Consider the following 13,206-nt stretch of genomic DNA (forward strand, 5'->3'; position numbering starts at 1 on the left):
TCGGGTGATCGGTAGGGCCTGAATACACGCCCGTCATATGCATTCCAGGATTTTTCAAATCACGTCAGCCGGTGGTGCCGAACCCAGGCCGATGGCGGTATCCCATAATGGCCGGAAAAATCCCTGGAAAATGTGGAGAGGGAGGAATATCCAAGCCGGGAGGAAATCTGTCCTATGCTTTGATCCGTGGTCAGCAAGGATTCCGCAGCCAGGTGGATACGGCTTTGTCTTATATATTCACCAATGCTGCATGATCGGCTATGGCGAAATGAAACTTCCAGCGTGCGGCGGCTGACGCGGCAATGGTCGGCAATGGACTGCACCAGCAGTTTCTTGTCCAGGTTGTCTTCTATGTATTGAAGGGCACGTTTCACATAGGCAGGTTCCAGGTCATGCAACCGCGCCTCGTCCATGGCCGTGAATCGTGATTTCTCCAGATAAGGACTGATGGCCATGCTCTTGAGTCGCATGATGTTCAGCGCCTTCAGCGTGGACAGTGCGCCCGCGAAATCGCCCTGCGTTTCCTGTATGTGGTACTCATAGACCAGCGCATTGCGGTGCAGGCCCTCCAACTGGTAGGTCTGCGCCGTGGACTTGGCCAGTACGGCGGCCTGCAGCGCCTGTCCGTACTGGCGCTTGCTGCAATGCACCAGCGCACTGCTGAGCCAGGCCCAGCCTGCAATGGGCGGGTTCTTGGCCTGGTAGTGGATGCCGATGCGCTCAATGGCGCGGACCACGGCGGCAGCCTCGCGCCGGCCCGACTCCAGCCCCTTGAGCGACAGCCGCAGCAGCTCGCTGTACGGCCAGGCCAGGCCCGCTGGCAGCTGGCGGCCCACATTCCCCAGCAGGTCCTGCAAGGCAACGCTGTCGGGCGCAGCGGCACCCAGCTGGACCAGGCCTGAATCGGGCGGCGGCCCGCACCACAGGTCCTGGTGGTTTTTATAAAGAAAGACCTTCCATAGGATTTGCGCCCTGGCCCAGGTGATCAGGGCGGGCAGCCAGGGGCTGTCTCCGGGCGCCATTTGCGCAAAATCATGGTCCTTGCCTTCGATCAATTGCAGGGCGGTATCGAGCTCGCCCAGCCGGCCATGCGCCAGCGCCAGCACATAGGTGGCGCGCACCAGGGCCTCGGGCGGCAGCAGCGCGGGATTGGCCATGGCCGCCGTGGCCAGTGAAATGGCATTGCGCTCCTCACCCAGCTGGCAATGGATGAAGGCCGCTGCGATGCGCGACGACACCGCGCGGTCAGGCATGCGGTGCAATTCGAAAATCGCCTGCGCTTCCTGAATATGCCTGAGTACCAATGATGGATATATCGGCGGCTCCGGCCATTTGCACGCCTGCAGCAATTGCTCGGCCCGGCTGATTTTATTGTTTCCCTGATCAGGTCGCTGGTGATGGTCGGATATTATTCTCCACAATCTGGATGCGCTCTCATCTGGGTGGCCGTGGATGTTGTGCGTCAAAAGATGGATTGAGTAAGAATTCTTGCATGAAAAAATCAATGATCCTGCTCGATTGATGCATTTTCATGATGAATGCATCTGTGGGGTGGCGCAGGCCTGTCCCATGGGAAACACTGATTGACTGGAGGAATCTTACAGGCTGAATAAACAATTGTTTACATTTGGAAAAGCTTTCTCTTGTCAGATTGCGCAGGCGTTTGTCTTTTTGCGAAACTTTCTCCGGCTCCATTGACTTAATTCGCTGATGCGGCTCGGTTTTTCTGATGGGAAAAATCACAAAGGCCCGCGAGAAAATCCCTGGGTTTTCTAGGGTTGTCACAAGTCGAGTGATATGCGGCCCGCATGTGGGCGGGGTGGGTTTGGGCCGGTACCTGCCAGGCAAGGGCGGGCGGTCGGACGAGCTGGGCGCATGGGAGGGGTCGTGCGGCCTTCGAGCGGCCCTTGCCAGAGCCGGTGCCCGCTGGCCAATTACCTGCTTTCAGGGATATGCGCTGCGCAGGTCGTCGTCTAAAGTAAGAAATTGTCAGCAGCGCAGTCATTTGTGGCCTGCCTGAAGGCAGTGGCGGGGACCGCTCCCCGCCTGTTCGGATCTTCGGATCTTTTCTTCCAGGCCAGACCCATGCTGCAACTTTTCCAATTCCTTGCCCGTGGCACGGGGCTCGCACAGGCGTTGGGCGCCTTGGCCGTGGCCTGTGCCGTGCCGGCAGCCCAGGCCCAGAGCATCACTGCGGCACCGCTGGCGGCCGTGGCGCCGGCGGCGATTCCTGTGGACCACCCTGGCGCTCTTGCGCTGCTGGCGTTGGCCTTGGGGGCCTGCCTTGTGCGGGGTGTGCAAAAAGGGCGGATCTCCCTGGTCGGCCTGCGTGCCTGGGCCATGGGCGGTGCTGTTGTCATGACCGCAGCCACGGCGGTCTGGGGCGAGCGGGTGCAGGCCCAGATTCAGGAATTGCAGGAAGCCTTCAACCAGGCTGCGGGCGAGACGCTTGTCATTCCCGTGCAGGCGAGCGCCCTGGGCGCCGCTGGAGCGCCGCAGGGCTTCCTGCCCGTGGTCTACCGCAACCAGACATCGCTACGGCTGAAAATCACCGGTATCACGGACCCTGTGTGGAACACCTGCTTTCCGCTGGGCGTGCCGGGCAGGATTCCTACGACGGCCGCGCGTCCCGGCAGCGCCTGCGCGGTCGGCGCCACGCTGGAGGCGGGCGGCTCCTGCTGGGTGGATGTGGCGCAGCTGTGCGCCAACGCGGCGGCCGCCGCGCACGGCAGCCACGCCAGCGTGCTTGCGCCCGACAGCGTGCAGGTGGACACGGCCGGGCAGCGCACGGGCAATGTGCTGTCCAACGATTCCGATGCCGATGGGGCGCTCGTGGTCGCCAGCTTCACCTATGAAGGCCAGACCGTGGCGGCCGGCAGCTCCCGGAACGTGGCGGGGCGCGGGACCTTCGCGCTGCAGGCAGACGGCAGCTTCACTTTCCAGGCGGATGCGAACTATAGCGGCGGCCATCCGCTGGCCATCGGCTACACCGTGCAGACCGGCGCGTCCAGCACGCTGAGTGTTTTCGTGAACCGGGTGCCCGTAGCCGGCAAAGATACGGCCACCACCGATGCCGATACATCCGTCGCCATCGCCGTGCGCGGGAACGACAGCGATGCGGATGGGGACAGCCTGACCGTTTCCGGCATCACCCAGGGCACCCACGGTTCCGTGGTCGTGGATGCCGTCACGGGCAATCCGGTCTACACGCCGAACGCCAACTTCACCGGCAGCGACAGCTTCACCTACACCATTGGCGACGGCAGGGGCGGTTCTGCCACGGCCAGTGTGTCGGTGACGGTTGCTGCTGCACCCTCCGGCAATCAACCGCCAGTGTCTATCTCCGATGCGATAGTGGTGGCCGAGGGCGCTGTGGCCACGGTCCTTGCCAGCGGTGCAACCAGCGTGCTGGCCAACGACACGGACCCTGACGGCAATCCGCTCGTCGCGGTGCTGGTGACGGGTCCGGCGAACGGGGCCCTGACGCTGAGCGGCAATGGCACCTTCACCTATATCCACAACGGCAGCGAGACGGTTTCCGACAGCTTTGCCTACCGTGCCAGCGATGGGCTGGCCATGGGAAACATCGTCACCGTTTCCATCACGGTCACTTCCGTGAACGATGCACCGGTTGCCGTGGCAGATCAATGGATGGTTGCCACGGACATCCCGCGGAGCATCGGCTTTGCCACGCTGCTGGCCAATGACACGGACGCCGACGGCGACAGCCTGACCATCACCTTGGCTCATTCGCCGATCAATGGCAGCCTTGCATCGCAGGCGGGCGGGGTGCTGTTCACGCCCGCGGCAGGCTACGAAGGACCGGCCAGCTTTCTCTACGACGTCACCGATGGGCGCGGCGGTACCAGTATCGGCACGGTCAATCTGTCGGTTGGAGCGGCCAGCGCTTCTTCGGTCGTTGTCCTGAAGTCCCTGCTGGCCATCGCACAAGGCACAGGCGGGACCAGCGTCAGGTTTCCGATAACCGCGAAGCTGGTGGATACGGATGGCTCGGAAACCCTGTCGATCAGGATCAGTGGACTGCCCACCAATCTGTCCTTCAATGCGGGCACGAACCTGGGTGGTGGTGTCTGGCAGTTCACCGAAGCCGACCTGCCCAATCTCATCCTGAATCTGCCTGGCAGCTACACCACGAACGCCACCAATCTCACGGTCCAGGTCACGGCGACGGAGGTGAGCGGCGGCTTCACGGCATCGACATCCACCGTGGTCACGCTCAAGGCCTCATATACGACCGTGGATATCACCACGACCCATAGCGGCAGCTATACAGGCAGCTCGGCCAACGAGTACATCACCGGTGGCAACGGCGCCAACACCATCAGCGCCAACAACGGAAACAACATCGTTTTCGGAGGCGCTGGCGACGACAACCTGTCGGCGGGCGCAGGCTCCGATGTGCTGATGGGTGGCAGCGGCGACGACACCCTCAATGCGGGGTCGGGCACGGACCTGCTGGCCGGTGGCCCCGGCAACGATCTGATGAGCGGCGGTGATGCGGGCGAGAACTTCGTGGATGTCTTTGCCTGGTCGCTGGGAGACCAGGGGGCGGCAGGAACACCGGCCTTGGACCGAATCCAGAACCTCGCCACGGCGGCCGCGGGAGCCAACGGCGCAGGCGGTGATGTACTGGACCTGCGCGACCTGCTGCAGGGTGAATCCGCAGGCCCCGGCAATGCCGCAGGCAACCTGGCCGACTACCTGCACTTCGAGATCACGGGAGGTGATACCTGGGTCCATGTCAGCCACACGGGCGGCTTCGGTGCGGACTCCCATGCGGCGGGTGCAAGCTATTCGGCATCGGCCGAGACCCAGCAGATCATCCTGGAAGGCGTGAATCTGCAGACGCTGTATTCCGGTGCCGCCACGGATCAGCAGATCATCACGCAGCTGCTGAACAACAGCAAATTGATCGTGGATTGACCGGCGCCGGTCCTATGGCCACCGGGCACCGCGCACCGAGTCCGTTTCTCGTGCCTACATGAAATTGCGCGTATGCAGCGAAGCCAGCCGCTCCGCATGCCCGCGCTCGAACCCCAGCCGCAGCAGCTTGGAAAACCGGCCGTCTGCCATGTCGCGCATGAGCTGCTGCACGCGGGCGGCGCCACGGGCCAGGGCCTCGGGAGTGAGGGTGCCGGCCGCGATGAGGATCAGGGCGTCGAAGACTTCCTCGTTCAGCCCCGAGGTGCCGGCCAGGTTGTCGAAGCGCTGCTCCACGGCCTGGGCCAGCTGGTGCTGGAAGCCGGGCTCGTGCTGCAGGCGGTACAGCAGGTGGGACATGCCCAGGGCCACATGGCGCGCCTCGTCGCGCGCGGCCAGGCGGCAGATCTGGCGTGTGAGGGGGTCGGGCGCCTCGGTCTGCAGGAACTGCAGCAGGTGCACGAAAGTGCCTTCGCCCAGCACCGACAGCAGGAAACCCGCCACGGAAAAATCCGTCTCGTCCAGCAGGCTCTTGAGCGAGGCCTGGCCACCCGCCGTGGACAGCGCGGGCTCGCGGCCGTGGCGGCGGATGCGGCGCGTGAAGACATCGATGTGCCGCGCCTCGTCGGCCACCTGGATGGCCAGCGCAGCCTGCAGTTCGCGGTAGTGCGGGTGCAGCTGGCCGAGGAAGCGCGCAGGCACCAGCAGGGCCGCATTCTCGTTCTCGACCATGTAGGTCATGAGCTGGACGATGGCGTCCTCCACCGGCGCGGGCAGCTCGGGTGCGTCGTTCCAGTCGATGTCGGTGTCGGCATTCCACTGCGCGGCCACGGCCTGGGCGTAGAGGTCGGAGGCGCTGTCGGTCCAGACCTGCAGCTTGTCGCTGAGCCGGAAATGGAAGGCCGGCGCGCCGGCTTCCACCTGCGCGCCACGCGCGGCCAGGCCCCAGAAAGGCTGGGCCTGCGCGGCCACGGCACCGTCGCCCGAGCGCGCATCGCTGCGGCCCGTCTGCGCCGCGCCGCGCCAGCGCCCGGCCTGGGCGCCGCCGCGCGCCACGATGGCCATGGCCTGTGCTGCATCCACGCCATCCTCCCAGCGCAGGCCATGGCCCTGGTCGCTGCACCAGCCCGACAGCTGGGCCTGCCAGCCCGGCGCGCTGCCGGTCACGCGCAGTTGCCCGCCCACGGGCAGGGCGGCCAGCGCGTGCTTGACCAGCAGATGGGCGCCGGCATCGAAGCCCAGGCCCTGCAGGTCGATGACAGGCAGGGTGGAGGCGGGCAGGGCGCCGCTGTCGGAATCAGGCATGGCCATGGCGCGTATCAGTAACGGTAGTCCTGCACGGTGATGCGGCCTTCGGTGTCGTAGAAGGCCTCGTCCGTCACCGCGCGCTCCAGCAGGCCGTAGCCCGTGCCGCGGCCCGGGTGCCAGACCTTCAGGCCTTCCAGCTCCAGCAGCGGGCGCACTGCCGCGTCGTCCCAGGACATGGCCAGCAGGATGTCGCGGAAGGCGGCGGCACGCCCGGCATCGATGTGCGGGCCGGCCGTCATGTTGCAGTGGTCGAAGGCGCCCGAGGTGGCCAGCACGCGCGTGCCGCCGGCCGGCAGCGTGCCTTCGCGCGCAAAGGCCAGGTAGTTCTTGCCCACCATCCATGAAGCCTGTATCTCGCCGGCCACCATGGCGGCGGCGGCCAGGCGCTCGCCGCCGATGTGGTCGCCGTGCTTGCCGCCCAGCACGTCAAAGCGGCGCGCCGTGTAGTCGCGCCCGGCCACCAGCCCTTGCTGGCGCAGATGGTCCAGCGGGATCAGCGTGGCCTGGGGCGAATCCACGGCACCGAAGCCCACGGTCTTGCCGCGCAGGTCCTGCACGCTCTGGATGGGGCTGTCTGCGGGCACGACCAGCAGCGAATGCAGGTCCAGGTCGGTATCGCGCATGGCGATGGACTCCACGCGCAGGCCGCGCGCGCGGGCCATGCGGTCGGCGCGCACAAAGGCCAGCGGCGAGTTCCAGGCCAGGTGCACATCGCCTGCCATCAACGCCTCGGTCAGCGACTCGTAGTTGGAATAGAGCACGTAGTCGAAGTAGTAGCCGCGCTCGATGAAATACGCCTTGAAGCCTTCCCAGATGGTGATCACCTTGGGGGCGTAGGCCACGGCGCCGAGCTTGATCACGGGGGCGGTTGTCGTCATGCGGAAGTCCTTTGCTGGATGGGGGAGGAGGGGTGAAGCGATCGACGGGTTCTGCCGTTCAGGCTCAGGCGGCGGCGTCGCACATGCCTTTGCCCAGCATGTCGTAGATCACATCGGTGGTGGGCGCCATGACCGAGGCGGCGCGCGCATCGCGGAACAGGCGCTCTATGCCCAGCTCCTTGCGGAAGGCGGCGCCGCCGCACACGCGCATGGCAATGTCGGTCACTTCCAGTGCGGCCTCGGCGGCTGCGGCCTTGCTCTGCAGCAGGCGGGTGCGCGCATCGGCCCGGGCCGCCTGCACGGCGGCCACGGTATCGTCGCGCAGCAGGCGGGCCTGCTCCAGGCGCAGCTGGGCACGGGCCAGGTAGGCGCGGATGGTGGGCAGGTCGGCCAGCGAGCTGCCGCTTTCCGCAAAGCGCGTGCCCGCCACATGGGCCACGGCGCGGCGCAGCGCGCCCTGCATCAGGCCGATGGACGTCGTGGCGATCAGCGTGGGAAAGAAGGGCATCAGATAGCGGCCCTTCACGGCCTCGCCCTCGCCGTCGGCGCCCAGCATGCGGGCGCGTGGAACGCCCACGTTGCGTGCCTCGATGGGCGAGGACGCATTGCCGCGCAGCCCCATGCCGTTGAAGCGTCCGGGAATGGACAGGCCCGGCAGCCGGCTGTCCACCAGCCACAGCGTATTGCCCTCGCCCTGCGTGGCGCGCGAGATCCAGACATAGGAATCGGCCTCGCCGGCCGACGTGATCATGCTCTTGAGCGCGTTCAGGTGGATGACATCTTCAGCGGCGGTCGCCGTGCCCGTCGGCGCCCAGATATGGCTGCGCGAGCCGGCTTCGGACACGGCCAGCGTGGTGAGGTGGCGGCCGGCCGCGATCTCGCGGCGCACAGGGTCGTCGGCAAAGGGTTCGATCAGCGCCACGCCGCAGTAGTGCATGGTCAGCACCATGGCCGTGCAGGGGCAGTCCTGGGCAATGCGCTCGACGACCTGCACCGCTTCGGCCAGGCCCTTGCCCAGGCCGCCCACCTCGCTGGCGCTGATCAGGCCCAGCAGGCCGGCTGCCGCCAGTGCATCCAGCGCGGCGCGCGGGTAGCGTGCCTGCTCGTCGATCTGCGCGGCCTGGGGCGCGATGATGTCGCGCATGAGGGGTTCGAGTTGCTTCAAAACTTCCATCTGGGTTCACCGTGGGCATGCCCATGACCGCCTGCCGGGAGGCTGTTGCTGGAAGTCTGGGGAAATGCTGGGGCGCCGCGATGGCCGCTGGACGCGCCTGCCGCATGCAGACCTGCAATGGCGGATGGGCTGGGGAAAGAATGCAGGCGATTATGCGCCGGGTGCACTACGGCTTCGCGCAACGGGCGCCTTGCTCGGGCACCATGGCTGGTGTGTGCTTGATCCCGGTCAAGGTGGCGGGAGAACGCTGCGTCGTCACAGCACATTCACGCACGCATGCAGGCAGGCAGGCTCGAAAGCTTGAACGCCTGGGCCCTAGGCCCTGGCAAGTCCCATGGCCAGCGCCTGTGCTGACCCCATCGGCTTGGCAAAGAAGTAGCCCTGGGCCAGATCCACGCCAAGGCTTGCCAGCGCATTGAATTCCTCGGCAGTCTCCACACCTTCGGCGACCACCACGCTTCCTATTTCGTGCGCGAAACTCGTGAGCCCCTTGGCGAGCGCACGGCGGCTGCGGTCGGTATCGACGTCGTGCGTGATGCTCATGTCCAGCTTGATCATGTCCGGTTGAAGATGCAGGATGTGCCGCATGCTGGAGTAGCCGGCACCGGCATCGTCGACTGCCAAGGTCGCGCCCCGGCGCCGCAGCGGAGCCAGTGCATCGGCCAAAGCCCTGTAGTCATCCACGGCGGCATGCTCCGTGATTTCCAGCGTCACGCGCGACAGATCCTGGTCCGAACCCAGAAGCCGGGGCAGCTGCCCCGACTGGATCAGCTGCGGCGAGCAGTTGACTGCGAGCAGCCAATCGGTTGGCAGGCGACCGAGCGCGCCAAGCGCCGTGTCGATTGCATGGCGCTCCAGCTCCAGCCCCAGGCCTACTTCGTGCGCTGCCTTGAACCATTGGTCTGGCGGGCGAAATGGCTCCAGGTCAAAGCGCGACAAGCACTCAAAACCGTGCAGCTTGCCTGTCGCGATGGTGTATACGGGCTGAAATACAGGGCGCAGCGCATTTCCCTGCATGGCAAGGCGGATTTCGTTGGCCGCTTTGTCCCTTGCATGCTGGACCGCAGAAGTTGCACTGAAATGCAGTCCCAATAAATCGGAGAATGCCCGCAATAGCGACATATCGTGCTCACCCAGCGCGGGATTGGGCTGGTGGCTGAAGCAGCACAAGGTGCCGTACAGACGGTTGTCATCCAGGCGGATCGGTACGCTCAGGTGCGAGCCGATGGGAATGGTGTGCGTCTCCGGTATTCCCTGTGCAGCGGGTAAACGGGACGTGTCTGGAATCAACTGCGGCAATTCGCCATTGACCACCTTCTGGCAATAGCCCTCGTTCAATGGAATCTTCTGCTGCCGGAAAATCACTCCGCCAGTGCTCTCGTCCACATGCTCCAGCACCCGATCCGCTTCGCGGAATCGGGCCACAAAGGCCACATCCATGCCCAGATGCCGCCGGACCACGGACAGCACACGGTCCACTCCATCCAGTTCAATGGCGAAAGCAAAAATTCTGCTCAAAGGTGCGAATGTGGATTTTCGAGGGGTCATTTCATTGATCTGCTCTATCAGATGTGTACGCACATTGAATTGACGCGCTGCTGGCGGATTGGCGGTCCTCAGTTCTGCCCGGCATGGCCGAGCGGCACGATATGCCGTTGATAACGGGAATGAATTATCGGTAGTCCGCTCCATTGGCAGGAACACGGCAAGGTTGGGGTTGCCGCGCCATCGCAAATCAGAACAGGGGGAGAGCAATGGCCCTAAGTATGCGCGGTTGAAGTGCGCAGGTCGAGTCCGTCTGTTCGGATTGACAATGGGAATGAAAAGCCAACGCGGGAACTTGCAAGTTCATTGCACCGTCTGGAACACCGGTCATGCCGCATGCCCCGGGCGTGACGGTTCCAGGTGCTCCATCGGTCACTGCCTGGCCGTATGGCGAATGCGGGCCAGGTACTGGCTGGGCGTCAGCCCCAGATGTTTGCGAAACGCGGCTCCCATGTGCGATTGATGGCTGAAGCCGCAATCGTGGGCGATACAGGCCAGCGAATCGGCATCCGCCCGCATCATGGAGCGGGCCGCCTGTATGCGGGTCTCCACAAGATAGGCATGCGGAGTCATGCCAAGCAGCTGGGAAAACTCACGCAGAAAACGCAGCGGGGTGCGACGGGTCATCCGGGCCAGCTGGGCAATGCTCAAAGGCTGTGCAAACTCGGCCGCCATGCGCTCCAGAACCGGTCGATACACCGGGCGCAATGCATCGATGCGCGGGATGGGCGCATGGGGCACATCCCTCGCATCGACGCATTGCCGGGCCATGAAGTGCAGGGCTGCCTGCTCTATTGCCAGGGTGTCCGTCTCGGGGCAAAGCAGCAGTTGCCGCAGCTGGTGCGCAATCTGCAAGGCGGCGCGCTGGCCAGGGTGTACAACGCGCCGGGCTTCGGTGTCAGGCACTGCGTCGTCCAGCCATTGCTCCCATTGCGCAGGGGTACAGCGAACCACCAGGTACTCGCCGCCCGTGGCCGATTCGGAAAACACATCCACCCCCGGTGGCGTGCGTGCCACCGTGCCGGGCCATGTGTCGAAGTCCACGCGGCGGTCGCTGCCAATGGCATGCACGCCTTGCTGGCGCTCCAGCGCAATGCCCAGCGAATGAAGGCGGGTCGGGTCATGGCTGCTATAGGCGGCGCGGCCCAGCAGCTGCACCTCGAATCCCGGTAGTTCCTGAACTTTCATCACCCTGGCGCCTTGTGTCTTGAACTGAAATTTCTTGATAGACGGGAAACCGGGCGCTGCCCACACTGAAGGCATGAACGCAAACCACACGGAAATTCACCGCATCATCGGTCTCATCGGGGGCATGAGCTGGGAGTCCAGCGCCGAGTACTACCGGCTCATCAACCAGGGCGTGCGCGACCGGCTGGGTCCGCTGCGCTCTGCAAAACTGCTCATGTACAGCGTGGATTTTGGCCCCATCGAGCTGGCCCAGCATGAAGGCCGCTGGGATGACGCAGCCGCCTTGCTGGAAGATGCCGCGCGGCGGCTGCAGGATGGCGGGGCGGATGGGGTGCTGCTGTGCACCAACACCATGCACAAGCTGGCAGACCGCATTGCGGCAGCGGTGCGCATCCCTTTTCTGCACATTGCCGACCCGGTGGCCGATGCGGCCCGGGCGGCAGGCTACCGCAGGCTGGGGCTGCTGGGCACCCGCTTCACCATGGAGCAGCCCTTCATGCGCGAGCGCCTGCAGCAGCAGGGGCTGGAGGTGATGGTGCCGCAGGAGGCGGACCGCGCCGAAGTGCACCGCATCATCTACGAGGAACTGTGCGCAGGCCGGATACGGGAAGAGTCGCGGCGCACCTATCAGCGCATCATGGCGCAGCTGGCCGGGCAGGGCGCCCAGGCCATGGTGCTGGGCTGCACGGAAATCAGCCTGCTGGTGCAGCAGGCGCATTGCCCCGTGCCCGTGCTGGACACCACGGCCTTGCATGCCGAGGCTGCGGTGGACTTTGCATTGACGCCTTGAGGCGCCAAAACGACCCGGACTGAACCGGCCCGGACCCCTATCAGTGGCAGATGTGACCTGCAAGCGCACGCAAGCGGCCCACCTGCGGCAAGCAGATCATCCGTGGGGCCGCCCTGGCGCAAGCGGGGCGAGTTCCATCCGGTCCCGTCCCTTGCGCTTCGATGCATAGAGGGCCTCGTCGGCCTGCTTGAGCCAGTGGGACAGCTCTGTTCCGGGCTGGTCGAACAAGGCCGCACCGATGCTCAGGGACACGGGCTGCGGCGTCGCGAACATCGCGCGCGCCTGCTGCACGAACGCCTCGCGCAAGTCCTGGCCCAGCGCCTGCGCGGCCGTGCCGCAGACGTTGTGCAGCAGGATCACGAACTCATCCCCGCCCAGCCGCGCGGCCAGTGCGCCGCGAGGCAGCACGCTGCGGATGAGGTCGCTCAGCGTCACCAGCAGGCGGTCGCCGGCATCGTGGCCGTGCAGGTCGTTGACCTGCTTGAAGTGGTCGATGTCGATCAGCAGCAGGGCGCCGGGGCGGGCCGGCGAGGCTTGTGCCAGCAGCGCCGGTGCGCGCAGATAGAGCGCGCGGCGGTTGTCCAGGGAGGTCAGCGGATCGCGGGCGGCAATCTGCGCGATGCGCTCCTCGCGGCGATGGCGCTCCGTCCCGGTCATGGACATGGCCAGCAGCATGATCGCCATCACGCCCTCCACCAGCGAGATCAGGATCACCGTGCCGCGGAAACTGCCCAGGTTGACGAAGGCGTCCAGCGCCACGGTCGATCCAGCCTTGGCGAGGTAGAACAGGCCGTGCGCCAGCAGCACGAAACTCAACTGCGCCGCGCCCATGCCCAGCGCGCCGCCATGCGGGCGCAGCAGCAGGCCGGCGCGCAAGGTGGTGATGGCGATCAGCAGCGACTGGATGCCCAGCATCGCCTTGGACCACCAGGGCCCGTCTGGCAGAAACAGCATGGCCAGCCAGACGACGGCCAGCAGCCACCAGAAGTGCGACAGCCGCACGCGCATGAATCCGGCGACCCCGGCCAGGAACAGCCAGTGGGCGGCGATCAGCAGGCCGTTGGGAAACCAGATGCCCAGCAGCACATGGCCGCTGGAACGCAGCAGGGCCAGCACGCAGCCCACGACGATGATGGCGAACCCCGCGCTCCACAGCAGCAGCGAGCGTTCGCGCACGCTGCTCCATTCCGCAGCCAGATACAGCGCCGAAGCGGCCGCCATGGCCGTGGTGAGAACGAGCAGGGTGAAGGGGTCGAGAGCCATGGGCGATGGAGGTATCGGCGCAGGCGCGCTCCTTGTGAGAGCCGCCAGACAAGGAGCAATGCGGCGACGGTCCGTGCCGTCGCGATGCAGTGGAGCAAAGCGAGCGGGGCGGATTGTCG

Annotated in this window: 10 protein-coding genes; 2 read left to right on the plus strand and 8 right to left on the minus strand. The window is 65.3% G+C overall.

From position 1 onward, the window contains the following. Nucleotides 1-59: 59 nt before the first annotated feature. Together ACRSCF_RS11070 and ACRSCF_RS11075 are read right to left on the minus strand one after the other, a co-directional pair. Nucleotides 60-1,466 carry a helix-turn-helix domain-containing protein gene (locus tag ACRSCF_RS11070; protein ID WP_244388039.1) on the minus strand — a complete coding sequence of 469 codons (1,407 nt, stop codon included), beginning with the start codon at nucleotides 1,464-1,466 and terminating at the stop codon, nucleotides 60-62. Then, on the minus strand, nucleotides 1,435-1,785 hold the full coding sequence (locus ACRSCF_RS11075) for a hypothetical protein (RefSeq protein ID WP_126312084.1): 351 nt from the start codon (nucleotides 1,783-1,785) through the stop codon (nucleotides 1,435-1,437). The genes ACRSCF_RS11070 and ACRSCF_RS11075 overlap by 32 nt, the downstream gene beginning before the upstream one ends. Before the next feature lie 300 nt (nucleotides 1,786-2,085). Between ACRSCF_RS11075 and ACRSCF_RS11080 the strand changes: the two genes are divergently transcribed. Beyond that, nucleotides 2,086-4,944 (plus strand): midcut-by-XrtH protein, encoded by a 2,859-nt coding sequence (locus ACRSCF_RS11080; RefSeq protein ID WP_244388040.1) that lies wholly within the window; start codon nucleotides 2,086-2,088, stop codon nucleotides 4,942-4,944. Between the two features lie 54 nt (nucleotides 4,945-4,998). Here ACRSCF_RS11080 and ACRSCF_RS11085 read toward each other — a convergent pair whose 3' ends face one another. The 5 genes from ACRSCF_RS11085 to ACRSCF_RS11105 form a co-directional block, all read right to left on the minus strand. Continuing rightward, nucleotides 4,999-6,252 (minus strand): ferritin-like domain-containing protein, encoded by a 1,254-nt coding sequence (locus ACRSCF_RS11085; protein ID WP_034367628.1) that lies wholly within the window; start codon nucleotides 6,250-6,252, stop codon nucleotides 4,999-5,001. An 8-nt stretch (nucleotides 6,253-6,260) separates the two neighbouring features. Further along, the gene (locus ACRSCF_RS11090; protein ID WP_034367631.1) at nucleotides 6,261-7,127 is read right to left on the minus strand and encodes a phosphate/phosphite/phosphonate ABC transporter substrate-binding protein; all 867 of its coding nucleotides are present in this window, start codon (nucleotides 7,125-7,127) and stop codon (nucleotides 6,261-6,263) included. A gap of 64 nt (nucleotides 7,128-7,191) precedes the next feature. Then, entirely contained in the window at nucleotides 7,192-8,301 is a 1,110-nt protein-coding gene (locus ACRSCF_RS11095; protein WP_026062547.1) for an acyl-CoA dehydrogenase family protein, read from the minus strand. Between the two features lie 315 nt (nucleotides 8,302-8,616). Next, nucleotides 8,617-9,849 carry a sensor domain-containing phosphodiesterase gene (locus tag ACRSCF_RS11100; RefSeq protein WP_034367634.1) on the minus strand — a complete coding sequence of 411 codons (1,233 nt, stop codon included), beginning with the start codon at nucleotides 9,847-9,849 and terminating at the stop codon, nucleotides 8,617-8,619. Between the two features lie 369 nt (nucleotides 9,850-10,218). After that, on the minus strand, nucleotides 10,219-11,034 hold the full coding sequence (locus ACRSCF_RS11105) for a helix-turn-helix domain-containing protein (RefSeq protein WP_034367637.1): 816 nt from the start codon (nucleotides 11,032-11,034) through the stop codon (nucleotides 10,219-10,221). 73 nt (nucleotides 11,035-11,107) lie between these two features. Here ACRSCF_RS11105 and ACRSCF_RS11110 point away from each other — a divergent pair, with 73 nt between their 5' ends. Beyond that, nucleotides 11,108-11,824 (plus strand): aspartate/glutamate racemase family protein, encoded by a 717-nt coding sequence (locus ACRSCF_RS11110; RefSeq protein WP_034367640.1) that lies wholly within the window; start codon nucleotides 11,108-11,110, stop codon nucleotides 11,822-11,824. 96 nt (nucleotides 11,825-11,920) lie between these two features. On the opposite strand, the gene ACRSCF_RS11115 is transcribed toward ACRSCF_RS11110, so the two are convergent. Next, nucleotides 11,921-13,087, minus strand: a complete 1,167-nt coding sequence (locus ACRSCF_RS11115; RefSeq protein ID WP_017406008.1) for a GGDEF domain-containing protein — start codon at nucleotides 13,085-13,087, stop codon at nucleotides 11,921-11,923. Nucleotides 13,088-13,206 lie beyond the last annotated feature (119 nt).

It is taken from the genome of Delftia sp. 11MD (genome assembly GCF_050907895.1).
GTDB lineage: Bacteria > Pseudomonadota > Gammaproteobacteria > Burkholderiales > Burkholderiaceae_C > Comamonas > Comamonas tsuruhatensis.